Source organism: Rhodococcoides fascians A25f (genome assembly GCF_000760935.2).
In the GTDB taxonomy this organism is placed as follows: Bacteria; Actinomycetota; Actinomycetes; order Mycobacteriales; family Mycobacteriaceae; genus Rhodococcoides.
Genome location: NZ_CP049744.1, coordinates 5,426,425 through 5,450,141 on the forward strand (window position 1 = coordinate 5,426,425; position 23,717 = coordinate 5,450,141).

Genomic DNA, 23,717 nt, shown 5'->3' on the forward strand with positions numbered 1-23,717 from the left:
ACACAACACCCCCTCGCGATCAGCGATCCGTGCCACAGTCCATGCAGGCCAGCGTGCTCACCGGCGTGCACGAGATCCGACTCGAAGAACGGCCCGTCCCCACACCCGCGCCCGATGAGGTCCTCGTGCAGGTCACGGCCGTGGGGGTGTGCGGATCCGATGCGCACTACTACCGGGAGGGACGCATCGGCGACTACGTGGTCGACGGCCCCCTCGTGCTCGGACACGAGGCTGCGGGCGTGATCGTGGCCGTGGGGTCCGACATCCCCGACACCCGCGTCGGGCAGCGCGTGTCCATCGAGCCGCAACGACCGGATCCCACCAGCGCCCAATCCCGCGCCGGCCGATACAACCTGTGCCCGGCCATGGAATTCTTCGCGACCCCGCCCATCGACGGCGCACTGGCGGAATACGTGCTGATCCAATCGACGTTCGCGCACGCCGTTCCGGACAGCATCTCCGACGAGGCCGCAGCTCTCTTCGAGCCGCTGTCGGTCGGCATCGCATCGGTACAGAAGGCGAAAATCTCGGCCGGTTCGAGCGTGCTCATCGCGGGCGCAGGCCCCGTCGGGATCGTCACAGCACAGGTGGCCAGGGCCTTCGGAGCCACCGAGGTGATCGTCACCGATCTCGATGCCTCCCGCCGCGCCAACGCCGCAACTTTCGGCGCAACACGAGTCCTCGACCCCACCACCGAGGACGTGCGTGCGTTGTCGGTCGATGCCTTCATCGACGCCTCCGGTGCGGCGCGGGCGGTGTTCGACGGCATCCATGCGGTCCGGCCGGCCGGCACCGTCGTGCTCGTCGGCATGGGCGGATCCGACTACCCCCTGCCGATCTCGGTCATTCAGAACCGGGAGTTGGTGCTCACCGGAGTCTTCAGATACGCCAACACGTGGCCCATCGCACGCGACCTGGTGGCGTCGGGCATGGTGGATCTCGACGCTATGGTGACGGCGCGGTTCGGACTCGACGGCGTCGAAGATGCCTTGAACGCGGACAAGCTGGCCGGAAGCATCAAAGCTGTTGTGATACCTGGTTTTCGAGGAGAAGGAAAGAACGCATGAAGCTTCGGGCGAGCACTCTGGCAGAAATCCACACCGACGTCGAGGTACCGACCTACGACCGAGCCGCAGTCACCACGGGGATCGTGCACTTCGGCGTCGGTGGCTTTCACCGCGCCCACCAGGCGATGTATGTCGACCGTTTGCTCGAGCGCGGCGAGGCGTCGGACTGGGGGATCTGCGGTGTGGGTGTACTGCCGCACGACAAGAAGATGAAAGAGGTTATGGACCAGCAGGACTGCCTCTACACCCTCGCCCTCAAGCACGCCGACGGCACCTGGGAAACTCGCGTCATCGGGTCGATCGTCGAGTATCTGTTCGCCCCCGAGGATCCCGAGTCCGTCATCGAGAAGATGGCATCCGAGGCGGTGAAGATCGTCTCGCTCACCATCACCGAAGGTGGGTACAACTTCTCCGCCACCACCGGGGAGTTCGACGAGAAGAATCCGGCGATCGTCGCGGATCTCGCCGACGGTGCCGTGCCGTCGACAACTTTCGGACTCGTCGTCGAAGCACTGGCGCGTCGGAAGGATCGTGGCATGAAGCCGTTCACGATCATGTCCTGCGACAACATCGAGGGCAACGGCCACATGGCGCAATCGACGTTCACAACGTTCGCGCGCCTGAAGGACCCGACGTTGGCCGACTGGATCACGGCGGAAGGCGCGTTCCCCAACTCGATGGTGGATCGCATCACGCCGGTGACGACACCGGAAGTGATCGAACAACTTTCGTCGCGATACGCCATCGAAGACCAGTGGCCTGTCGCCGGTGAGCCGTTCACGCAGTGGGTACTCGAAGACAACTTCACCCTCGGCCGTCCACACCTGGAGGATGTGGGCGTGCAGGTTGTCGAGGACGTCACTCCCTACGAGCTGATGAAGCTGCGCCTGCTCAATGCCAGCCATCAGGCCCTCGCATATTTCGGCTACCTCAGCGGTTACCGACTGGTGCACGAAGTCTGCCAGGATCCGCAGTTCGCGGCGTTCTTGCTGGCCTACATGGACGAGGAGGCAACGCCCACACTGCAGCCCGTGCCCGGTATCGATCTGACCGAGTACAAGCACACGCTCATCGAGCGGTTCTCCAACCCGGAGATACGCGACACCGTAGCGCGACTGTGCGCCGAGTCCTCGGATCGAATTCCCAAGTGGCTCTTGCCCGTCATTCGCAAGAACCTCGAGACCGGCGGTGAGATCGTCCGGTCCACCGCGGTCGTCGCGAGCTGGGCCCGCTACGCCGAGGCGGTCGACGAATCCGGTGATCCCATCGACATCGTCGACCAGCTGAAGGATTCACTCGTTCCGATCGCACAGAGCCAGCGGGAGAATCCGACGGCCTTCATCGCCAACCGCGCGGTGTTCGGGGATCTGATCGACAACGCACGCTTCGTTGCCGAATACACGAAACAGCTGACATCACTGCAGGAGAACGGTGCGCGCGCAACCCTGGAGGCGCTCAGGTCGACTCACTGAATTTCTCGGTGTCTCGGACCTGACCGGATACGATGACGGTATCGCCCGCACCGATCACCGTGTCCGCTGTTGCGTAGGTGAACCCTTCACCCAGACGCTTGACCGCGACGACGGTTACTCCGTGCTTGGTGCGGATTCCACTCTCGCCCAGAGTCTTTCCTATCAGTGAGGCCGGCGGCGAGGTCTTCGCCATGGCGTAACCGTCGTCGAACTCGATGTAGTCCATCATCCGACCACGTACCAGGTGAGCTACTCGCTTACCCATGTCGTGCTCGGGCCTCACGACGTGGTGGACGCCGATCTGGCTGAGAATCTTGGCGTGTGCGTTGCTCAGAGCCTTGGCCCAGATGGTCGACATCGACAGATTCACCAGTGCCGATGCGGTGAGCAGGCTCGCTTCGAGATTGGACCCGATACCCACGACGGCACGGTCGTACTCGTGCACCGACAATTGCCGAAGAGACTCCTCGTCGGTGGTATCGGCCACCACAGCATGCGTCAGACGGTCTGCCACGCGTTGCACTACGGCCTCGTCGCTGTCGACGCCGAGCACCTCTACCCCCTGGTCCATCAGTTCCAGTGCGAGAGACTTACCGAAGCGGCCGAGACCGAGAACGACGACGACATCGGAGGATGGTTTCCTAGCCAACGAACGGCCTTTCCGTGGGAAGCGTGTATCGCCGTCCGCGGTCGCGGGCGGCGAGGGCACTGACCAGAGTGATGGAACCGATTCGGCCCAGATACATCAGGATTATCAGGACCACCTGACCCCAGCCGGGTAGTTGTGCGGTGATTCCGGTGGACAGGCCTACCGTCGCGAACGCCGATACGACCTCGAAGAGCAGCACGTCGAGATCGAAATTCGTGCCGGCCAACAGCGCCACGACCGGCAGCATGACCAACGCGACGCCGATCAACGCGACGGTCAGCGCCTGACGTTGCACACGCGCGTCGATTCGACGACCGAACACCGACACCTCACGGTCACCGCGGATCTCGGCCAGGATGACGAACAGGAGTAGGGCGAACGTGGTGACCTTGATGCCACCCGCCGTGCCGCCGCTGCCACCACCGATGAACATCAGGACGTCGGTGACGAGCAGGGTCGCGTTGTCCACATCCGCATAGTCGACGCTGTTGAATCCTGCGGTGCGAGGCATCACGCCCTGGAACGTCGCGACGAGCATCTTGTCCCAGAAGCCGAATCCGCCCAGGGTCCTCGACCACTCGAAGAGCAACACCACCGTCGGTCCGAGAATCAACAGAACCCCGGTGACCGACAGCGTCATTCGAGTGTGCAGTGACCATCGCTTGCGTGCCCGAACACCGCCGGCACGTGCGCGGAGGTGACGGGCGATCTCGAAGAGAACCGGAAATCCGATGCCTCCCAACACAACCGCGATCAACAGCGGCACACAGATCCACGGGTCGGTGGCGAACCCGATCATGTTGTCGCTGAAGAGGGCGAATCCGGCGTTGTTGAACGCCGAGACGGCATGGAAGATCCCCAGCCACAGTGCGCGACCCGGTGGCTCGTCGTAGCCGATGACGAAGCGCACCGCCAGGACGATCGCGACGACACTCTCGATGATCAGGCTGGTGCGGAACACACCGACGACGACACTCCTGACGTCGCCCAGCCCGGATGTGCGGACCTCGGCGGCCGCGTTGAGCCTGCTTCGCAACCCGATTCGATCGGCCAGCACCAAGCCGACCAACGACGCGATCGTCATGATCCCGAATCCGCCGATCTGGATCAGGCCGAGGATCACCCCCTGCCCGAAACCCGACCAGTACACCGGCGTGTCCACCACGATCAGGCCGGTCAAACTGACCGCCGAGGTCGATGTGAACAACGCCTGCAGAAACCCGGACGCGATCCCGGACTGGGTGGCCGTCGGAAGCATCAGCACCGCTGCACCGAGCAAGATGGCCAGTGCAAATCCCGACGCCATGAGCCGAACCGGCGTGAGCCGGAAGACCGTGGACCATCGCGATGCCGGGCGAGCGTCTGTCACTCGGCAGACAGTACCGGTGGGACGAGCCGCTTCGCGGCACGTGCACGAAACTTCGTAGCAGGGGTCGAGTTTCCGTGCACCTGGGTCATTCCGCAGGCTCCACTCCCGCTCACCTGCGCGTCAGCGCTCCATCAGTCGACCAAGCGCTCCCCGGTCACCGTGGAGAACAGGTGGGTGCGCTCAGCGGCGTAGGAGAGCGTGATCTTCGATCCGCGTTCCGGTGGGATGCGGCCGTCGGCGCGGACGACGATGGGCTGACGCGTGCCGTTGATATCGGCCTGGCCGTAGACGTAGGCGTCGGCTCCGAGTTCTTCGACGACGTCGATGGTCACTTCGAGGCCTGCCCCGGTGGTGATCTGCAGGTCCTCGGGCCGCACGCCGAGTGTCACGGAACTCTCCCCGATTCCGGCGATGGCGGAGCGGGGAACCGGAACCACTTCGCCGCCGAAGCGGACGCCGCCGTCGACGAGGGGAAGCTCGAGCAGATTCATTGCAGGCGATCCGATGAAGCCGGCGACGAACACGTTGTTCGGGTGTTCGTACATGCGCCTGGGCGAGTCGCACTGCTGCAGCACACCGTCTTTGAGGACGGCCACGCGATCGCCCATCGTCATGGCCTCGACCTGATCGTGGGTGACGTACACGGTCGTCGTGGCGAGTCGACGCTGCAGCGCGGAGATCTGCGCGCGGGTCTGTACCCGGAGTTTGGCGTCGAGGTTGGACAGCGGCTCGTCCATGAGGAACACCTGTGGCTTGCGAACGATGGCGCGGCCCATGGCCACTCGCTGACGTTGGCCGCCGGAGAGCGCTTTGGGCTTGCGGTCGAGAAACTTGGTGAGGTCGAGGATCTTGGCAGCGTCCTCGACGCGACGCTTGATCTCGGCCTTGTCCTCGCCGGCGATGCGAAGTCCGAATCCCATGTTCTCGCCGACCGTCATGTGTGGGTACAGGGCGTAGTTCTGGAAGACCATCGCGATGTCGCGATCCTTGGGCTGATGGTCGGTGACGTCCTTGCCGCCGATGGTGATGGCTCCCCTGTCGACTTCTTCGAGACCGGCGAGCATACGCAGCGACGTCGACTTCCCGCAGCCGGACGGGCCGACGAGGACGAGGAATTCACCGTCCTGGATGTCGAGATCGAGCTGGTCGACGGCAGCCTTGTCGCCGCCGGGAAACAGTTTGGTGACGCCCTGAAATGCAACGGTGGCCATGATGGTGGTCCCTTCACCGGCAGGAACGTGCCGGACGATCCGAGTGGGGTTCATATATGTGAATGGATGCCAGAATGCTGACTTCGTTTAGAAGTATGTATTACTGTGATGCCCATTACAAGGTTTCTATCGAAGGAGTTCGAGAAGAATGACCGACACCGTTTCACGAGTGCTCATCACCGGGGCCGCAGGCAACATGGGTGCGATGCTCAGGCCTCTGCTGGCGGCGGCTCCCGGCCGCACACTGCGCCTGTTCGATATCGCCGAGATCACCGACATCGATTCGGCCACCGAGGAATTCGTACAGGGATCGGTCACCGATCGCGCCGCCGTGGCCGCCGCGGTGGACGGTGTCGATGCAATCCTTCACCTCGGGGGATTGAGCACCGAGGACTCGTGGGCCAACATTCTGTCGGTGAACGTCGACGGCACTCAGGCAGTCTTCGAAGCCGCAGTGGCGCAGGGGGTTTCTCGGATAGTGGTGGCGTCGAGCAATCACGCAGTCGGATTCTGGACGCACGACGAGGCGGGCGACTCGCCACTTCCGGGCGACGCCGCTCCGCGACCCGACGGCTTCTACGGGTGGAGCAAGGCCGCGGTCGAAGCCCTGGGCCGGATGTACCACGACCGCTTCGGCATCGACGTCATCAATCTGCGTATCGGTTCGAGCTTCGACGCGCCGCCCAACTACCGCGGACTGGCCACTTGGATGTCGCCCGCCGACACTGCGCGACTGATCGAGGCGTCACTGTCGGACAGCGCCAAGGGTTTTCACACCGTGTGGGGCATCTCGAAGAACTCGCGCGCGTGGTGGTCCGGCAACGAGGGCGCGGAGATCGGATACCTGCCTCGCGACGACGCGGAACAGTTCGCCGAGCAGTTCCTGGCCGAACACGAGTGGACGTTCAGCGATCCGATCCTGCAACGAGTCGGCGGCGCATTCTGCGATCACCCGCTCGGCCAGCGAATGCGCTGACGCACCCTCAGCTCCACTCGACGTCCTCGGGCGGGGGATTCCGCGCCGCGGACGGTCGAGTGGAGCGGCTGTTGCAGTCCACCTTACGAATACGTTGTGACGATCGACCCCAGCGCATCGAGCTGGGGTCGATTGACGAGACCGAGGTGATAGAGGTGCAGCTCGTTCGCCCCGACGTCGACGGTCGCGGCCACATGCGCGGCCACCTCGTCGAGTCTCTTCGGCGGCAGTACCGATACGTAGGCACCGACGTCCACCCCGTCGCCGACTGCCGCGCGGGTTGCCTGCACCACCGACACCGTCTCGGCAGTTCCCGGCCAGGCCGACACGAGCACCGCATCGACATCGGCGGGCGCGGAGGCGGTCAGCGCAGGCGACGGTCCGGTCTTCCACGGATCCGGGTGACCGTGCAGCGTCACGCGTGCCGACGGAGCCTGTTCACGCACGGCGGCAAGCACTTCCGCGCGAAGGTGATCGGCGTCGGCGTGTCGGACGGCGAGCACTGCGTCGATCTCGTCGGCGGCCAACACGTCCGTGATCGCCGCACCTGCAGGCAAGGTTCCGGCCGACAGGGCATCGATGCCGTCGCGCAGCTTCTGCGTCACCTTGGCCGAGTCGACGCCTCGCGAGGCCCAGGCGTCGAGCTCGCGCTGTGTGCAGCTGATCGACATCAGCGTGTCGCCGATGCCCGGGAACGCGCCGTCCGTCTTCTCGTGTGGTCCGACATGAGCGAAGCCCAGCTGCCCGCATGCCTCGACGGACACCCCGTGTACCTCGACGCCGCGGATCGCTTCGGCCGCGAGCGTGGCGCTGTACCGCACGATGTCGGGATGCCCCGGTGCGAGGGCATAGCGATAGGCATCTCCGAAACAGTTGACGACGGTCGCCTCGGGATGGGCGTGGCCGAGAATTGTGCTGTGTGTCAGCACGATCCACGCGTTCACCAGGAATCCGGCCTCCCGCAGCACACCCGCTGCCTCGCCGAACGCGTCCTCGGCACCGCCCCAGGCGGCCGTCCGCGCAGTGATCGTGTGCCCGGCCCAAGCGTCAGGACGAACCGGTCGATACAGCGCTGCGTGGTGGGCGTCGACCACTTTGTGCTGCGGATGCAGCGGGGTTGCCGCCCTGGTGGAGTGGTACGTCGCGGCGAGCGAGATCTCGCGCACCCCGAGTCTGTTGGCGCGTTCGACGAAATGTGGATCGCCCAGGACGTCCCAGGGGTAGGCGTGCGCGACGATGCGGTCGACGGTCATGAAGATCATCCTTCGATGGCTGATTTGTTCGATAGAGAGAACTGAGTTCACACATGGGAACACAATTCGAGCCCAACTGTCCACGATTCACGCGGCGAGCAGAGATCCGGCGAGCCCTGGGGGCATTCGACGATCCTCCGCGTCCGCACGTGACCCGCGGTCGGACCTGGACACGCGATGGCATCTCCGGCGTGGAGCTGAACTGGGACAACACGGCCGCATGGCTGCTGACGCCCCCGGACGCACAGACTCCACTGCCCGCGATCCTGCTCATGCACGGTCACGACGGGATGAAGTTCTACGGCAAGGAGAAGGTGGCCGACGGCCCCGACGGCGTCGCGCCCGGCATCGCCGCACTGCGCGAGCAGGGGTACGACGACAGTTCGCCCGCAGCAGGCCTGGTGGCAGCAGGTTTCGCGGTACTGGTCCACGACGTGTTCCCGTGGGGCTCGCGCCGAGTGCCGTGGGAGCAGTTTCCCGAGCGGGCTCGCCGGGCCGGTGCCCAGCTGGACGGGCTGCCGAGATACGAGGCGGCCGCCCGCGAGCACGAGCACGGACTCGCAAAAGTGGCAGCGCTGCAGGGCAGTTCATTGGCCGGGCAGGTGCTGAGCGAGGACCTGATCGCGCTGCAGGCACTAGCGGAGTGCCCCGAGGTGGACGCACACCGCATCGCCACTGCCGGCTTCTCCGGTGGCGGAGTGCGCGTCGCACATCTACTGGCGTGCAGCGATCGCTTACGGGCAGGGGTGATCACGGCATCGATGAGCACGTTCACCGATATCGCGAACGGTCACGCGGACGACACCACCTGGTTGATGATCACCCCGGGCCTGCCTGCGGTGTGCGACTGGCCGGAGATCGCCGGGGCAGCAGCCCCGACCCCGTTGTTGGTCCAATTCGCTGAGCTGGATTCCCATTTCGGCCTCCCCGGTATGCGCGACGCCGAGGCGGCGCTCCGCCGCGACTACGGAGAATCGGAAACACTGTTCACACAATGGTTTTCGGAACCGCATCGATTCACGACGACCATGCAGGACGCGGCGGCCGGCTGGTTGAGCCTGCACGTGTGACCGGGAATGCTTGACAGCGCTTGTGACTGCCGTCATAGTTGGTCCAAGAAATTCACATAGAAGACGACCGTTCAGATATGTGAACAGACAAAACTTGCACGGCCCGGCTCACTCAGGGTCGGAAGACATCCCGCCAGACCCGCTCGCCGGCTTTCCATCCGGCCCCGAACGCTTCGGAGCGTCCCCATGGTCACCACCACACCACCCCGGTCGGGGGGTACCCGCGCGCCGAGCGCGGCCGTCCCTCCCGTTCGACCGAAACGCAAGCGCCGCATCTCGGCCCCGTACATCCTGATCGCGCCCGTCGTCATCCTGCTGGCAGTGTTCATCTTCTACCCGGTCGGCAGCGTCTTCTACTACAGCCTGCAGTTCTACAACCCGACGACGCCGTGGGACAACGGCTTTGCGGGCCTGGAGAACTTCAAGCTGATGTTCGCCGACGACCTGTTCTGGAACAGCCTCGTCGTCACCGCCAAGTGGGTGGGCGTGCAGGTCGTGTTCCAGCTGATCCTCGGCCTCGGACTGGCCCTGCTGGTCAACGAGGTATTCCGCGGACGCGGCCTGGCCCGTGCCCTGGTGTTCTCTCCCTGGGCCGTCTCCGGCGTGCTCACCACCGGCATCTGGCTGCTCATCTACAACCCGTCGACCGGATTGTTCAAACTGCTGGGCAATATGGGCATCGGCGACGGTACCGCTGCGCCGATCGCCGATCCGGACACCGCGTTCTGGGCCACCAGCGTTGCCGAGCTCTGGCGCGGAGTTCCGTTCTTCGCCATTCTCATTCTCGCCGAACTGCAGAGTGCGCCCAAGGATCTGTACGAGGCTGCGAACGTCGACGGCGCGAACCGCTGGCAACGCTTCCGGTTCGTGACGCTGCCGCATCTCAAAGCCGTGATCATTCTGTCCACCCTGCTGCGCGGGGTCTGGGAGTTCAACAACGTCGATCTCCTCTACACCCTCACCGCAGGCGGACCGGCCGACGTGACAACCACGTTGCCGCTCTACGTCTCTCAGCTCGCAACCACCGCGCAGGACTTCGGATACGGCTCGGCTCTGACCACCGTGGCCTTCGTCATCCTGCTGTTCTGCTCGATCCTCTACTTGCGCCTCAGCAAATTCAACAGCGATAAGGCCTGACGCACATGACCACTACCGCAGACCGTCCCGTCGTGACCACTCCGCCGCAGGACCACTCCGAGAAGGTGCGCGTGCATCGCACCAAGCCCCGCGTGTTCAGCGTCGGCCTCCCGTTGGCCGTCTACCTGCTGTTCACCCTCGTCCCGTTCTACTGGATGATCGTCTTCGCGTTCCGGCCTGCCGGGTCCAATTCGATGCTCCCCTGGCCCATCACGCTCGACCATTTCGACACCGTCTGGAACACCCTCGGCTTCAGCTTCTTCTTCAAGAACAGCCTCATCGTCGCCGGTCTGTCGTTGGTACTCACCACCTTCGTCGCACTGGCGACCGGCTATGCGTTGGCACGCTTCAAGTTCCGCGCCAAGATCCCCCTGGTGATGGCCCTGCTGTGCAGCCAGTTCGTCCCCGGTGCGATGCTGCTCATCCCACTGTTCCAGGTGTTCCGCGAGATGGGACTGGTGAACAACCTCTTCGGACTCATCGTCGCCGATACCGTCTTCCAACTACCGTTGGCGGCAATGCTGATGGCAGGGTTCATCTCTCAGATCCCGGTGGAACTGGAGGAAGCAGCCATGGTCGACGGCTGCTCACGCCTGAAGGCCTTCCGCATCATCATGTTGCCGCTGCTGCGGCCCGGCCTGATCGCCGTCGGCTCCTTCGCGTTCATCGGCAGCTGGAACAACTTCCTGTTCGGCCTGATGTTCATCAGTAGCCAGGACAAGTTCACCCTCCCAGTCGGATTGAGCTACACGATCGGCTCGTACAACGTCGACTTCGGCGTGCTCGCGGCGGGCGGCCTGATCGCCGCCGTGCCGGTGGTCGCCGTGTTCGCCGTCATCCAGAAGTATCTCGTCCAGGGCCTCAGTGCCGGCGCGGTCAAGGGCTGATCATGACGTACGGAAAGAGAATCGACATGAATCGACGCACCCTGCTACGCACCACCCTCGTCGGTGCGGTAGCCACGCTCGTGCTGGCATCCTGCAGTTCCGAAACCTCCCTGCCCGACGGTGCCCTCGGAGATCCGAACAGCGGCACCCTCACCTTCTGGGACAACAATGCCGGGCCGGATCGAACCCCGTTGTACGAGGAACTGATTCGACGTTTCGAGGAGATCAATCCCGGCATCGACATTCAGTACGTCGGCCTACCATCCGACAGTGCGCAGCAGAAATATCAGACGGCTCTCGCGGGTGGGTCCGCACCCGACCTGGGCATCGTCTCCACCGCATATCTCGCGCCCCTCGTCGCGCAGAACGCCGTGATCCCACTCGACGACTTCGTGGCATCCTCTCCTCAGAAGGACCAATACGATCCCAAGATCATCGAATCGGCCATGGAGTCCGGCGGCGGCGAGAACCTGTACGGTCTGCCGTTCACCAGTAACAACGCCACCCTGTGGTATCGAGCGGACTGGTTCGACGAGGCCGGAATCGAGCCACCCGATACCTGGGACGAGTTCTACGACGCCGCAGACGAACTGACCGACAAGTCCGCCGGAAGATACGGGTTCACCATCCGAGGCGGTGCCGGCTCGATCTATCCACTGCTGCAACACATGTTCGCCGTCACCGGCATCGACAATTTCTTCGACGGCAGCGAATCCACCGTCAACCGGCCCGAGATGGTCAGAGCCATCGAACGTTTCGCGGCCCTCTACGACGTCGACACACCTACCGCCGATGTCAACAACGGTTTCCCCCAGATGGTCGCCAGCTTCGGTGGTGGTTCGGTGGCGATGATGCAGCACAACCTCGGATCACTGAGCAATCACCGTAAGGCGCTCGGCGACAAGGTCGGGGCCGTTGCCCTGCCTCTCGCGGACAACGGCGTCCGCACCGTGATGACGGACCCGTTCCCGTCGTACACGGTGTTCAAGAGCAGCCAGCACCAGGCAGCGGCCTGGAAGTTCCTCGAGTTCATGACCTCTCCGGAGTCGCAGGCCTACTGGAACGAGAACGTGGGGCAGATCCCGGTCAACGCCGACGCCCGCTCCGCGCCCGCCTTCGAGGCGATGCCGTCCGTGCAAGCCGCCCAGGCCGCCCTCGACGATCCGGAGACCGTGTTGGTCACCCCGCCGGACTATCTGCCCGATTTCGGCAAGATCGTGCAGGTCCAGATGCTGGGTCAGTGGCAGAAGGTCCTCATCGGGCAGCTCAGCGCCCAGGATTTCGCCGACGACTTCGCCGAGAAGCTCAACCGCTCCAAGGCCAAATACGATGCCCGACAGGGTAAATAGGGGACTCATCACCATGTCCAGCGTCATCACCGAGGTTGCCGTCCAGGTCTTCAAGACCGAGGCTCGCACCGCCGTCGATTCCTACGGGCATCGACACCCCGGACCGTCGATACCCACCACTCAGGCACTGCTGCGCATCACAGATTCCGACGGCGTCAGCGGTTACGTCCTGGGCAAGACCAACTATCTGCGTGAAGATCAAGTGGAGCAACACTTTCGACCGGTCCTCATAGGCACCGATCCGCTGCACCGCGAGGAAATGGACCGCAAATTCGCAATTCGGCAACGCACACGAGCCGTCGAGCTCCCCGAACACACCTGCAGCTACCTCGATCAGGCACTGTGGGACCTGGCGGGCAACCGATTCGATACCCCCGTGTGGAAGCTGCTGGGCGGAGCGCGCAGCGAGGTCAAGGCCTACGCGAGCACCATGTGCGGCGATACCATCGAAGGTGGCCTGTCGAGTCCGCAGGAGTACGCGGATTTCGCTGTGGCGCTGAAGAATCAGGGTTACCAGGGAATCAAATTACACACCTGGATGCCGCCGCTGGAAGGGGCACCGAGCCTCACGCGGGACATCGAGGCCTGCGCGGCGGTGCGAGATGCCGTCGGACCCGGGTTCTCGTTGATGCTCGACGGCTATCACTGGTACTCACGTACCGACGCCCTCAAGCTCGGCCGGGAACTCGACGCACTGAAATTCGACTGGTTCGAGGAGCCCATGGACGAATTCTCGATGCGCTCGTACAAGTGGTTGGCGGATCAGATCGATACTCCCGTCATCGGCCCGGAGACCACTCCCGGTCGGCATCGTTCGCGAGCGGACTGGATCGCCGACGATGCCTGCGACATCCTGCGCGTCGGTGCGATGAACGGCGGCGGAATCACCCCGGCATTGAAGACCGTGCACATGGCCGACGGCTTCGGGCTCGAGTGCGAGATCCACGGCAACGGTGCCCCCAATCTCGCACTGGTGGGCGGCGCTCCGAACATCCAGTGGTATGAACGTGGCCTGCTGCATCCACTGGTCGACTACGACTGGGTGCCGCCGCACCTGAAGTCCATCGTCGATCCGATAGACGCGAACGGGATGGTGCAGATGCCATCGCGACCAGGCCTGGGTGAGGACATCGACCTGGAGTACATCTCGAACAATCTGATCGCCGAGTACTAGTGTCCGTCGGCGACATCCGTGTCCGCGTATGAAGCATCGTTCATCATGAGGGACACTGTCTCCATGGTGAACGATGTCACGGCCGCAGCAGTGTCCGAGAGCCAGCCGGTGAAATCCGCGGAGCGCACGATCCACATCCTCGAGACGCTTGCTGCATCCCCCACGCGCATGAGCCTCGGCGAACTGCAGGAGGCATGCGGGTATCCCCGATCGAGTCTGCATGCCTTGCTGAGGACGCTCAAGGACCTGCGCTGGATCGAGGCCGACGAGTCCGGCTCGCGGTACGGCATCGGCACCCATGCCTTGCTCACCGGCACGTCCTACCTGGACAAGGATTCCGTCGTCGGTCGAGCGGCGGCAGTACTGGAGACGCTGCGCTCGGACGTTCGGCACACCGTCCACTTCGCCCGACGCGACGAGGACTGCGTCATCTACCTCGCCAGCCGCGGTTCCAAGCTCGAGGTGCGGCGCATGCACCGCGTCGGACGCAAGTTGCCGTGCCACGTCACCGCCCTCGGTCAGGCATTGCTCGCCGAACTTACGACCGACGAGGTGACACAGCTGCTGCCGAAGAAACTCGAGCGGTACACCGAGAACACCATCGTCGATCGTGATGCCCTCATCGCCGAACTCGCGCAGGTTCGCCGTCGCGGTTGGTCGCTGGAACAGGAGCAGGGCACCGCCGGCGTGGTCTGCATAGCGACTGTAGTGCCCTATCGGATCCCGGCCACCGATGCGCTCAGTGTTTCGATGCCCGCAGAAGTTGCCTCGTACCCGGGCGAACTGGAACGAATCGCCGGGGTGCTCACCGACCACGCCGCCGCCTGGGCCCGCGAGCTACGAGCCGAAGGAGTGCGGTAGAGCCGCTTCGCGGCACGTGAGCGGAAACTCGTAGTGGGGGTCGAGTTTTCGCTCACCTGCGCGTCAGCGCTCAAGGTCAGCGCACCAGGTCAGCGCACCACAGCCTTCGCGACGGTCCACGCACGCCCCTGCTCGCTCAACGTGAAGCCCAATCCCGGGCGAGCGGACAGATGCATGCGTCCATCTCGTGTCTCGAGATGCTCGTCGAACAACGGGTCCAGCCAGTCGAAGTGCTCCACCCACGTCTGCAGTGGATACACCGCCGCGAGGTGCAGGTGGATCTCCATGGCGAAATGCGGGGCGAGCTGCAGATTGTGGTGCTCGGCCAGAGTCGCCAACTTCAGGAACTGCGTGATTCCGCCGATGCGGGGAGCGTCGGGCTGCAGGATGTCCACCGCGCCTGTCTCGATGAGGCGGACGTGCTCGCCGACGCTGGCCAACATCTCGCCCGTCGCGATGGAGGTGTCGAGGCTGCGAGCGAGCTGCGCATGCCCCTCTGCGTCATAGGCATCGAGGGGCTCCTCGATCCACACGAGATCGAATTGCTCGAGTATGCGGCCCATACGCTGCGCCGTCGGCCGATCCCATTGCTGATTGGCGTCGACCATCAGTGGGACGTCGTCACCGAGAAACTCGCGCACCGCGGTGACGCGGGCGATGTCGGTGCGCCAATCCGGCTGACCCACCTTCAGTTTGATGCCACCGATTCCGTTTGCGAGGGAGATGGCGGCATTCTCCATGACCTCTTCGATCGGAGTGTGCAGAAATCCGCCGGAGGTGTTGTACGTCTGCACCGAATCACGCGCCGAGCCGATCAGCTTGGCCAGCGGCAACCCGGCACGCTTGGCCTTGAGATCCCACAGTGCGATGTCGATTGCGGCAATCGCCTGCGTCGCAACACCACTGCGACCCACCGAGGCTCCGGCCCACACCAGTTTGGTCCAGATCTTGCCGATGTCGTTCGGGTCCTCGCTGATGAGTACGGGAGCGATTTCCTGGGCATGCGCAAATTGGGCCGGCCCGCCCGCCCGCTTGGAGTACCCGAATCCAATTCCCTCATGGCCCTGTTCGGTGCGGATTTCGGCGAACAGGAACACCACCTCGGTCATCGCCTTCTGCCGACCGGTGAGCACCTTGGCATCGCTGATCGGATTCTTCAGCGGCAACACGATCGAGGACAGTGTCACCTCGACGATGCGGTCGATGGTCGCCGCACCGGGAGCAAGCGCCGTGATCGCAGCATCCGGGGCAGAGAGTCCGCTGGTCGGTGCGTCAGTGCCGATGGTCATCTGTGACTCCTCGAATCGTCGATTGTGTTGCTTCACAGCCTATTTCGACGAACAATGCACGTCCAACACCATTTATCGGCCGATCGATGCCGCCAGTGCATCGATGTTGGATGCAATATCGGCAACCCTGCCCACGAACGTGTGATGCGTGACGCCGGACGAGTGCGGGGTCATCAGCACGTTGTCGAGATCGCGAAACGGCAACACACTCGGCTCTCCCACGCCGTCCGGCCCGGGGTAGCGGTACCAGACATCGATCGCGGCCGCGGCAATCTCGTTGCGAGACAACGCGTCGAACAGTGGCTGCTCCTGTACCAATGGCCCACGACCGACGTTGACGAGTACCCCGTCGCTACCGAGCCTGCCCAGTTCCTCGGCACCGATCATGCCGCGCGTCCGCTCGTTCAGGGGTGCGGAAACCACCAGGACGTCGGCGAAATCGACCAGAGATCCCAGATCATCTGTTCCCGAAACCCATTCGAGCCCCTCATCCGGGGCCCGCCCGCTTCCGGTGACCGCAGCACCCACGGCGCCGTATGCCCGAAACAGCTGCCACGTTCGCCTGCCGATGTGCCCGAAGCCGACAAATCCGATGCGGGCACCGCTCAGCGACAACGGTTGCACGATGGTCGCGTCGTAGACGGCAGTAGCGAACACTCCGGAGCGGAGTGCGCGATCCTGCTCCAGAAACTTGCGGCGCAGCATCACGGTCGCCGCCACGACGTACTCGGCGATCGACTGCTCGTGATGAAAGGTGTTGCACACCTGCACATCGGGACCCAATCCGGAGCGATCGACGTTGTCCGTTCCGGCACCCGCGACGTGCACCATCCGCAATTTCGGCGCTGCGGCACCCATGGCCGCACTGAACTTGCCACCGACGTAGACGTCTGCGTCGGCGAGTTCGGCGATGGCCCGAGCCTCGTCGAACGGCACGCACCAGATCACCTCGGCGTCGGCGGGCAGGCCCGCCTCGAACTGCTCCCGATGGGGCAGCACGTTTCGGTCGCCGACGACGATCTTCATCGGCGCACCGGAACTCATCGGACCAGAGCCGGCCGCTTGCTGTCGAACGTCCAACCCTCGATCAGATACTGCATACCGATGGCGTCGTCGCGCGCACCGAGACCTTCCTTCTGGTACAGCTCGTGCGCCGCATCGATCTGCTCGAAGTCGAGTTCGACACCCAGACCCGGCTTGTCGGGCACGGTGAGGTAGCCATCCTCGATCGTGAACGGCTCCTTGGTCACTCGCTGTCCGTCCTGCCAGATCCAGTGCGTATCGATGGCAGTGATCGTCCCGGGAGCGGCCGCGGCGACGTGGGTGAACATGGCCAGTGAAACGTCGAAGTGGTTGTTGGAGTGCGAACCCCATGTCAGACCCCACGCATCGCACAACTGCGCTACCCGGACAGAACCAGCCATCGTCCAGAAGTGCGGGTCGGCGAGTGGGATGTCCACCGCACCGGATCGGATGGTGTGGCCCATCTCGCGCCAGTCGGTGGCGATCATGTTCGTGGCGGTCTGCAATCCGGTGGCGCGCTTGAATTCGGTCATCACTTCGCGGCCCGAGAATCCACCCTCCGGTCCGACGGGGTCCTCGGCATAGGCCAGCACGTCACGCAGGCCACGGCAGGTGTCGATCGCATCCTTCAGAAGCCAGCCACCGTTGGGATCCAACGTGATTCGAGCCTCGGGGAATCGCTCGGCCAGCGCGCGCACCGCGGCAGCCTCCTCGGCCGCGGGCAGTGCACCACCCTTGAGCTTGAAGTCCTGAAACCCGTATCGGGCTTGGGCCGCCTCGGCGAGGCGGACGATCGACTCGGGATCCATCGCTTCCTCGTGCCTGATGCGCATCCAGTCGTCGGCTCCGGCTGCCTCGTCCGCTGCGCTGCGGTACGCGAGATCGGTCTTGTTCCGATCGGCCACGAAGAACAGATAGCCCAGAGCTTGGACCTTCTCACGCTGCTGGCCTTCTCCCAACAGCGCTGCGACGCTGACGCCGAGGTGTTGACCCAACAGATCGAGCAATGCCGATTCCACTGCGGTCACCGCATGGATCGCGACCCGCAGATCGAAGGTCTGCGCCCCGCGTCCCCCGGCATCACGATCGGCGAACGCTCGACGCATCTCGGCCAGCACAGCGTTGTAGCGGCCGATACCCTGACCCTCGACGAGCGAACGAGCGTCCTCGAGAGTCTGCCGAATCGCCTCTCCGCCCGGCACTTCGCCGACGCCGGTGCGCCCGTCCGAGTCGGTGAGCACCACCAGATTACGGGTGAAGTACGGGGCGTGGGCTCCGCTGAGGTTGAGCAGCATGTCGTCGTGCCCCGCGATCGGAATGACGCGCATCTCGGTGACGACGGGGGTGCTGTTCTGGGAGTTCATGATCGGACCCTCTCGGCCGGTGGTATCGAATGCTATTTGGTCAGGGTGACGGGCGCGTCGCGGCCCTCGGTCTCGGCCACCACCCCGCGCGGCTTCTTGATGAGCAGAACGGACAGCGCGGCGAGAGCAGATGCGCCGGCCAGCGCATAGAGGCCCCAGGTCACCGAACCCGTTGCTTCCTGGATCAATCCGAAGCCGAACGGTGCGACGAAGCCGCCGAGGTTGCCCACCGAGTTGATGACGGCGATAGCGGCCGCGAGCACCATCGGATGCAGAGTCGACTGCGGGAAGGACCAGAACAGCGGGCTTGCGCTCTTGAATCCCATCGCTGCGATGCACAGGAAGATCAGCGCGATCCACGGCGTCGCGACGGCGGCCAACAGTGTGCCGACCGCAGCGGTCAGCAACGCGATGATCAACAGTGGCCGACGGTTTCCGGTGCGGTCGCCGATCTTGGACATGTAGTACATGGCGAACACGGCACAGATCCATGGCAGCGACGAGAGCAAGCCGACGGTGATGTCGTTGGTTCCGTCGATCCGTCGGACGATGGACGGGAGCCAGAAAGTGTTGGCGTAGATCGAGAGCTGGATTGCGAAGTAGATCCAGATGAACAGCAGCAGCTTGGGATCGAGCAGCATCTTCCAGCGCGACCTGCCGTCGCCCATGCCGGAGGTACGTGCCTTCTCTGCTTCCTCGACGGCGATGGCAGCGTTGAGATCGTGCTTCTCCTCGGCGGTCAGCCACTTCGCGTCTTTGACGTGCGAGTCGATGAGGAAGTAGGCGATGATGCCGACGACGACCGACAGCAGGCCCTCGATGCCGAACAGGTATTGCCAGCCTCGGGCCCCGAAGAGTCCGTCGAGAGAAAGCAGCGGACCCGACAGTGGGCCGGAGATCGCCGCGGCCACCGAGGACCCTGCGACGAACAGCGCGGTGGCACGGCCACGGTGGCTGTTGGGCAACCACTTGGCGAAGTAGAAGATGATCGCCGGGAAGAATCCGGCCTCGGCCGCTCCGAGCAGGAATCGCAGGATGTAGAACATCTCGGGACCGTTGACGAAGGCCATGGCGAACGAGATGGTGCCCCAACTGACCATGATGCGGGTCAGCCAGATCTTGGCACCGAACTTCTCCATCATCACGTTGCTCGGAAGCTCGAAGAGCGCGTAAGCGATGAAGAACACGCCTGCTCCGAATCCGTATGCCGCAGCTCCGATACCGACGTCGGCTTCGAGGTATTCGCGGGCGTAGCCGATGTTCGATCGGTTCAGCTGATTGCAGATCAGCATGATGATGAACAAGGGCACGACTCGCCGGAATATCTTCGCGACGGCAGAATCGACTGCCGGCGTCGGCGGGAGAGTGATCGACATCGATCGCTCCGTTCTGTGGCTCGAGCGGTTTCCCGCTACCCGATGCGCGAGTGTGACCGGCACAGGCATGGATCGACCCAGTGATTGGGCTCACATGAGACAGTAGGACTCCGGATCGATGCATGTCCAAGACCATCTACGCATCGACCGATGCAGTAGAGGTATCGGCAACTGCAGTCGGTGCTCATCGCGCCTGGCAGCAAGATCGATACCGAGACTGAATCAAATACGACTTTTTTAGACTTGGACATGTATCGATCGGCCTTCTAGCGTGGTGACCTATGAGCCAGGTCACGCCCTGGCGTCAGCGCACGCACCGCACCACAGCCTTAGGAGTCACCCCATGACAGCGTCGACGACACAGTCCACCCACCTCACCGGCCGGATGATCATCGCCGGCGTCCCGGTCTTCGGTGGCGGCACGCAGATTCACGGAATCGACCCCAGCACCGGCGCGAACCTCGAACCCGCCTACGGTCACGGCGACGATACCGACGTCGAGAAAGCCTGTGCCGCAGCGGCCGAAGCATTCGCCGATTACCGTGCCACCTCCTCCGAGACCCGCGCACAGTTTCTCGACACCATCGCCGACAACATCGCAGCTCTCGGCGACACGCTGATCGAGCGCACCGTCATCGAGTCCGGACTTCCGTTGGCCCGCATCACCGGCGAGGTCGGCCGTACCACCGGGCAGCTCCGCCTGTTCGCTTCCGTTCTGCGCGAGGGCAGTTGGAACGGTGCCCGCATCGATCCGGCCCAGCCCGATCGCACGCCACTCCCCCGCGCCGACATCCGCCAGCGGCAGATTCCGCTGGGCCCGGTTGCCGTGTTCGGAGCCAGCAACTTCCCACTCGCCTTTTCCGTCGCCGGCGGCGACACCGCCTCCGCCCTCGCGGCCGGATGCCCCGTTGTGGTCAAAGCACACGATGCCCATCCGGGAACGTCCGAACTGGTCGGTCGCGCGATCGCCGACGCCGTCGCCTCCACCGGAATGCCCTCGGGCACATTCTCTCTGCTCTTCGGCTCCGGCCGTGGACTCGGCACCGCTCTGGTGACCGACCCTCGTATCAAGGCAGTCGGCTTCACCGGATCACGTTCGGGTGGAACGGCTCTCGTCGCCGCCGCGGCCGGTCGGCGTGAGCCGATCCCGGTGTACGCCGAGATGAGTTCCATCAACCCGGTGTTCGTCATGGACGGCGCTCTCGCCACCCGCGGAGCCGAGCTCGGCCGCGCCTTCGTCGCATCATTGACGATGGGCTCGGGCCAGTTCTGCACCAACCCCGGTCTCGTCATCGCCGTCGACGGGCCCGGACTGCAGTCCTTCACCGAAGCAGCAACGACGGCGGTACAGGAATCCGCCCCCACCACGATGCTCACCCCGAACATCGCCACGAGCTACGGCGAGGGCGTCGCCACACTGTCCGATGCAGTCACCGTGGTCGCGCGAGGATCCGACTCTGATGCCCCGAACGCCTGCCGCGCAGCATTGTTCGATACCGATGCCGATACGTTCCTGACCTCCGAGGCAGCACAGGCCGAGGTGTTCGGCGCGTCGAGTCTCATCGTTCGATGCACCGATGCGCAGCAGGTTCGCGACGTCGCCGCCCTGCTCGAAGGTCAGCTCACCGCCACGATTCACGCCGACGAGTCCGATCACACCGAGGCAGGCAAGCTCCTCTCGGTTCTCGAGCTCAAGGCCGGCCGCATTCTGTTCGACGGATGGCCGACGGGCGTCGAGGTGGGCCACGCAATGGTCCACGGCGGCCCTTTCCCCGCCACCTCCAACTCCCGCACCACCTCGGTCGGATCTCTCGCCATCGAGCGCTTCCTACGTCCCGTTTCTTACCAGGACGTTCCGAAATCACTGCTGCCCACTGCAATTGCCGATGCCAACCCGGACGGCATCTTCCGCCGCATCGACGGCCAGCTCACCCAAGACTGACTCACCCCACCTAGTTCTCGAGGAGACCACCATGCTCGACGGAGTCCTGTTCTTCCCCGTCACCCCGTTCACCGCCTCCGGTGAGGTCGATTACGACCTGCTGGCTGCTCACATCGCGAAGGGTGTCGACGCCGGACCCGGTGGAGTGTTCATCGCCTGCGGCACCGGTGAATTCCATGCTCTCGAAGGCGAGGAGTTCGGCAAGATCGTGCGCACGGCAGTCGACGTCGTCGCAGGCCGTGTGCCGGTGTACGCCGGCGCAGGCGGATCCGTCGCCCAGGCAAAGGCGTTCGCGGCGAGCGCGAAGAGCAACGGAGCCGATGGCATCCTGCTGCTGCCTCCGTACCTGGTGACGATGCCGCAGGCCGGTCTGGTCAACTACACCAAGGCCGTTGCCGCCGCGTCGGATCTGCCGTTGATCGTCTACAACCGCGGCAATGCCCGCTTCACCGAGGACTCGGCCGTCGAGGTTGCACAGCTGCCCACCGTCGTCGGATTCAAGGACGGCACAGGCGATCTCGATCAGGTCAGCCGTATCGTCCGCGCGGTGCTCGATGCACTCGAGCCGTCGGGCAAGCCCTTCCAGTTCTTCAACGGCCTGCCCACCGCCGAGGTCTCCCAGCAGGCGTACCGAGCGATCGGTGTCACGCTGTACTCCTCTGCGACCTTCGCCTTCGCACCCGAACTGGCGCTGGCGTTCTACCGGTCACTCGACAGTGGTAACGAGAAGCTCACTGCCGCACTGCTTCGCGAGTTCTTCCACCCGCTGGTGCGCTTGCGCGACAAGGTGCCCGGTTACGCCGTCTCCCTCATCAAGGCCGGCGTGACGATGGAGGGCATCGAGGCAGGGCCCGTTCGCCCGCCTCTGGTGGACATCAGCGCACCGCACCTCGAGGAACTCACCGCAATCGTTGCCGCCGGCCGGGCCGTGCTGGCAGACGAGCTCGCGGTGCACTGATGCAGGATCCGGTCCTGATCACCGGCGCTCGAATCACTCCGATCGCCTTTGTCGACCCTCCTTTGCTCAACACCGTCGGCGTGCATCAGCCCTACGCACTGCGCGCGATCATTCAGCTGGACACCGAGGCCGGCGTCGTCGGCCTCGGTGAGACCTACGCCGACACCGCTCATCTCGCCCGACTCGATGCGGCAGCTCAGGCCATTACCGGCTTGGACGTATTCGCACTCAACGAGATTCGAGATGCCATCGACTCCGTGCTGGGAACACTGTCGATCACCGGCGGTGACGGTGTCGCCGGAATGATCACCACGGCCAGTACCACCGACCGCGTGTTCTCGCCGTTCGAGATCGCCTGCATGGACGTGCAGGGCAAGGTGCTCGGTCGGCCGGTGTCGGATCTGCTCGGCGGCAAAGTTCGGGACTCGGTTCCGTTCAGCGCGTATCTGTTCTACAAGTGGGCAGCGCATCCCGGTGCACAGCCGGACGAGTGGGGCGAGGCAATCGACCCGGCCGGTCTGGTGCGACAGGCCCGAAAGATGATCGACGAGTACGGCTTCGAGGCCATCAAGGTCAAGGGTGGCGTCTTTCCACCCGATGAGGAGATCGCCGGAATCAAGGCGCTCCGGGAGGCGTTCCCGGAGCTGCCGTTGCGGCTGGACCCCAACGCCGCGTGGACTGTCGACACGTCCATCCGAGTCGCCGCCGAGCTGGACGGCATCGTGGAATACCTCGAAGACCCGACACCCGGACTCGACGGGATGGCCGAGGTCGCGTGCGAGGCGAAGATGCCTCTGGCGACCAACATGTGCGTCGTCGCGTTCGATCATCTGAAGCCGGCCGTGGTGAAGGACTCGGTGCAGGTGGTGTTGTCGGATCACCACTACTGGGGTGGCCTGCAGCGCTCGAGGTTGCTCGCAGGTATCTGTGACACTTTCGAGCTCGGACTGTCGATGCACTCGAACAGCCACCTCGGCATCAGTCTTGCCGCGATGGTTCACCTTGCCGCAGCCACTCCGAACCTGACCTACGCCTGCGATACGCACTGGCCGTGGAAGCACGAGGACGTCGTCGTTCCAGGAGTGTTGAACTTCGTCGACGGCGCGGTGGCAGTCCCCACCGGTCCCGGCCTGGGCGTCGAGATCGACGAGGACGCACTCGCGGCGCTGCATCAGCAGTACCTCGACTGCGGTATCCGCGACCGCGACGACACCGGATACATGCAGAGCATCGATTCGAGCTTCGAAAACACCTGCCCGCGCTGGTAACGGCTAAGCTCGCTTCGGGTCG

At 64.1% G+C, this 23,717-nt stretch carries 20 protein-coding genes; 12 read left to right on the plus strand and 8 right to left on the minus strand.

From position 1 onward, the window contains the following. Positions 1–41: 41 nt before the first annotated feature. Positions 42–1,067 (plus strand): NAD(P)-dependent alcohol dehydrogenase, encoded by a 1,026-nt coding sequence (locus tag BH93_RS25450; protein ID WP_037171079.1) that lies wholly within the window; start codon positions 42–44, stop codon positions 1,065–1,067. Further along, on the plus strand, positions 1,064–2,539 hold the full coding sequence (locus BH93_RS25455; RefSeq protein WP_037171077.1) for a mannitol dehydrogenase family protein: 1,476 nt from the start codon (positions 1,064–1,066) through the stop codon (positions 2,537–2,539). Before BH93_RS25450 ends, BH93_RS25455 begins: the two co-directional genes overlap by 4 nt. Here the strand turns inward: BH93_RS25455 and BH93_RS25460 are convergent. The 3 genes from BH93_RS25460 to BH93_RS25470 all read right to left on the minus strand — a co-directional run bounded on the left by BH93_RS25460 (position 2,523) and on the right by BH93_RS25470 (position 5,768). After that, positions 2,523–3,188, minus strand: a complete 666-nt coding sequence (locus tag BH93_RS25460; protein ID WP_032377524.1) for a potassium channel family protein — start codon at positions 3,186–3,188, stop codon at positions 2,523–2,525. The two genes, BH93_RS25455 and BH93_RS25460, sit on opposite strands and share 17 nt — an antisense overlap. Continuing rightward, positions 3,181–4,494, minus strand: coding sequence for a TrkH family potassium uptake protein (locus tag BH93_RS25465; protein WP_052064775.1), 1,314 nt, complete (start codon positions 4,492–4,494; stop codon positions 3,181–3,183). The genes BH93_RS25460 and BH93_RS25465 overlap by 8 nt, the downstream gene beginning before the upstream one ends. 194 nt (positions 4,495–4,688) lie before the next feature. Further along, a complete protein-coding gene (locus tag BH93_RS25470; RefSeq protein ID WP_032378355.1) occupies positions 4,689–5,768 on the minus strand; it encodes an ABC transporter ATP-binding protein in 1,080 nt (359 codons plus the stop codon). Positions 5,769–5,916: 148 nt separating this feature from the next. On the opposite strand from BH93_RS25470, the gene BH93_RS25475 reads away from it, so the two are divergent. Beyond that, positions 5,917–6,744: an NAD-dependent epimerase/dehydratase family protein gene (locus BH93_RS25475; protein ID WP_037171074.1), complete on the plus strand. Its 828-nt coding sequence runs from the start codon at positions 5,917–5,919 to the stop codon at positions 6,742–6,744. 83 nt (positions 6,745–6,827) lie between these two features. On the opposite strand, the gene BH93_RS25480 is transcribed toward BH93_RS25475, so the two are convergent. Continuing rightward, complete coding sequence (locus BH93_RS25480) at positions 6,828–7,997, minus strand: hypothetical protein (RefSeq protein ID WP_242459068.1); 1,170 nt, start codon at positions 7,995–7,997, stop codon at positions 6,828–6,830. A gap of 53 nt (positions 7,998–8,050) precedes the next feature. Here BH93_RS25480 and BH93_RS25485 point away from each other — a divergent pair, with 53 nt between their 5' ends. From BH93_RS25485 to BH93_RS25510, 6 genes are all read left to right on the plus strand, one after another. Next, on the plus strand, positions 8,051–9,067 hold the full coding sequence (locus BH93_RS25485; protein ID WP_037171071.1) for a dienelactone hydrolase family protein: 1,017 nt from the start codon (positions 8,051–8,053) through the stop codon (positions 9,065–9,067). 186 nt (positions 9,068–9,253) lie between these two features. Further along, on the plus strand, positions 9,254–10,204 hold the full coding sequence (locus BH93_RS25490; RefSeq protein WP_032377519.1) for a carbohydrate ABC transporter permease: 951 nt from the start codon (positions 9,254–9,256) through the stop codon (positions 10,202–10,204). A gap of 5 nt (positions 10,205–10,209) precedes the next feature. After that, on the plus strand, positions 10,210–11,091 hold the full coding sequence (locus BH93_RS25495; protein WP_037171070.1) for a carbohydrate ABC transporter permease: 882 nt from the start codon (positions 10,210–10,212) through the stop codon (positions 11,089–11,091). A 26-nt stretch (positions 11,092–11,117) separates the two neighbouring features. Further along, the gene (locus BH93_RS25500) at positions 11,118–12,440 is read left to right on the plus strand and encodes an ABC transporter substrate-binding protein (protein ID WP_037171159.1); all 1,323 of its coding nucleotides are present in this window, start codon (positions 11,118–11,120) and stop codon (positions 12,438–12,440) included. Positions 12,441–12,453: 13 nt separating this feature from the next. Next, a complete protein-coding gene (locus BH93_RS25505; protein WP_037171068.1) occupies positions 12,454–13,614 on the plus strand; it encodes an enolase C-terminal domain-like protein in 1,161 nt (386 codons plus the stop codon). A 45-nt stretch (positions 13,615–13,659) separates the two neighbouring features. Further along, positions 13,660–14,475 carry an IclR family transcriptional regulator gene (locus BH93_RS25510; protein ID WP_230594557.1) on the plus strand — a complete coding sequence of 272 codons (816 nt, stop codon included), beginning with the start codon at positions 13,660–13,662 and terminating at the stop codon, positions 14,473–14,475. Positions 14,476–14,564: 89 nt separating this feature from the next. Here the strand turns inward: BH93_RS25510 and BH93_RS25515 are convergent, their stop codons facing one another. From BH93_RS25515 to BH93_RS25530, 4 genes are all read right to left on the minus strand, one after another. Continuing rightward, positions 14,565–15,764 carry an L-talarate/galactarate dehydratase gene (locus BH93_RS25515; RefSeq protein ID WP_037171158.1) on the minus strand — a complete coding sequence of 400 codons (1,200 nt, stop codon included), beginning with the start codon at positions 15,762–15,764 and terminating at the stop codon, positions 14,565–14,567. A gap of 72 nt (positions 15,765–15,836) precedes the next feature. Then, on the minus strand, positions 15,837–16,790 hold the full coding sequence (locus BH93_RS25520; RefSeq protein WP_037171157.1) for a 2-hydroxyacid dehydrogenase: 954 nt from the start codon (positions 16,788–16,790) through the stop codon (positions 15,837–15,839). Between the two features lie 14 nt (positions 16,791–16,804). Then, a complete protein-coding gene (locus tag BH93_RS25525) occupies positions 16,805–18,151 on the minus strand; it encodes an enolase C-terminal domain-like protein (RefSeq protein ID WP_037171066.1) in 1,347 nt (448 codons plus the stop codon). Positions 18,152–18,183: 32 nt separating this feature from the next. After that, positions 18,184–19,527 carry an MFS transporter gene (locus BH93_RS25530; RefSeq protein WP_037171065.1) on the minus strand — a complete coding sequence of 448 codons (1,344 nt, stop codon included), beginning with the start codon at positions 19,525–19,527 and terminating at the stop codon, positions 18,184–18,186. A 343-nt stretch (positions 19,528–19,870) separates the two neighbouring features. On the opposite strand from BH93_RS25530, the gene BH93_RS25535 reads away from it, so the two are divergent. The 3 genes from BH93_RS25535 to BH93_RS25545 are packed head-to-tail and all read left to right on the plus strand — an operon-like array spanning position 19,871 to position 23,695. Next, positions 19,871–21,469 carry an aldehyde dehydrogenase (NADP(+)) gene (locus BH93_RS25535; RefSeq protein ID WP_037171064.1) on the plus strand — a complete coding sequence of 533 codons (1,599 nt, stop codon included), beginning with the start codon at positions 19,871–19,873 and terminating at the stop codon, positions 21,467–21,469. Between the two features lie 31 nt (positions 21,470–21,500). After that, complete coding sequence (locus tag BH93_RS25540) at positions 21,501–22,427, plus strand: 5-dehydro-4-deoxyglucarate dehydratase (RefSeq protein WP_037171063.1); 927 nt, start codon at positions 21,501–21,503, stop codon at positions 22,425–22,427. Next, positions 22,427–23,695, plus strand: coding sequence for a glucarate dehydratase family protein (locus BH93_RS25545; RefSeq protein ID WP_037171061.1), 1,269 nt, complete (start codon positions 22,427–22,429; stop codon positions 23,693–23,695). Before BH93_RS25540 ends, BH93_RS25545 begins: the two co-directional genes overlap by 1 nt. Positions 23,696–23,717 lie beyond the last annotated feature (22 nt).

Coding starts and splice junctions, on each gene's coding strand:
- BH93_RS25490 (WP_032377519.1), top strand. CDS start 9,254: ATGGTCACCACCACACCACCCCGGTCGGGGGGTACCCGCGCGCCGAGC.
- BH93_RS25505 (WP_037171068.1), top strand. CDS start 12,454: ATGTCCAGCGTCATCACCGAGGTTGCCGTCCAGGTCTTCAAGACCGAG.
- BH93_RS25450 (WP_037171079.1), top strand. CDS start 42: ATGCAGGCCAGCGTGCTCACCGGCGTGCACGAGATCCGACTCGAAGAA.
- BH93_RS25530 (WP_037171065.1), bottom strand. CDS start 19,527: ATGTCGATCACTCTCCCGCCGACGCCGGCAGTCGATTCTGCCGTCGCG.
- BH93_RS25470 (WP_032378355.1), bottom strand. CDS start 5,768: ATGGCCACCGTTGCATTTCAGGGCGTCACCAAACTGTTTCCCGGCGGC.
- BH93_RS25465 (WP_052064775.1), bottom strand. CDS start 4,494: ATGGCGTCGGGATTTGCACTGGCCATCTTGCTCGGTGCAGCGGTGCTG.
- BH93_RS25455 (WP_037171077.1), top strand. CDS start 1,064: ATGAAGCTTCGGGCGAGCACTCTGGCAGAAATCCACACCGACGTCGAG.
- BH93_RS25510 (WP_230594557.1), top strand. CDS start 13,660: ATGAGGGACACTGTCTCCATGGTGAACGATGTCACGGCCGCAGCAGTG.
- BH93_RS25495 (WP_037171070.1), top strand. CDS start 10,210: ATGACCACTACCGCAGACCGTCCCGTCGTGACCACTCCGCCGCAGGAC.
- BH93_RS25480 (WP_242459068.1), bottom strand. CDS start 7,997: ATGACCGTCGACCGCATCGTCGCGCACGCCTACCCCTGGGACGTCCTG.
- BH93_RS25485 (WP_037171071.1), top strand. CDS start 8,051: ATGGGAACACAATTCGAGCCCAACTGTCCACGATTCACGCGGCGAGCA.
- BH93_RS25520 (WP_037171157.1), bottom strand. CDS start 16,790: ATGAAGATCGTCGTCGGCGACCGAAACGTGCTGCCCCATCGGGAGCAG.
- BH93_RS25535 (WP_037171064.1), top strand. CDS start 19,871: ATGACAGCGTCGACGACACAGTCCACCCACCTCACCGGCCGGATGATC.
- BH93_RS25545 (WP_037171061.1), top strand. CDS start 22,427: ATGCAGGATCCGGTCCTGATCACCGGCGCTCGAATCACTCCGATCGCC.
- BH93_RS25500 (WP_037171159.1), top strand. CDS start 11,118: ATGAATCGACGCACCCTGCTACGCACCACCCTCGTCGGTGCGGTAGCC.
- BH93_RS25515 (WP_037171158.1), bottom strand. CDS start 15,764: ATGACCATCGGCACTGACGCACCGACCAGCGGACTCTCTGCCCCGGAT.
- BH93_RS25475 (WP_037171074.1), top strand. CDS start 5,917: ATGACCGACACCGTTTCACGAGTGCTCATCACCGGGGCCGCAGGCAAC.
- BH93_RS25540 (WP_037171063.1), top strand. CDS start 21,501: ATGCTCGACGGAGTCCTGTTCTTCCCCGTCACCCCGTTCACCGCCTCC.
- BH93_RS25525 (WP_037171066.1), bottom strand. CDS start 18,151: ATGAACTCCCAGAACAGCACCCCCGTCGTCACCGAGATGCGCGTCATT.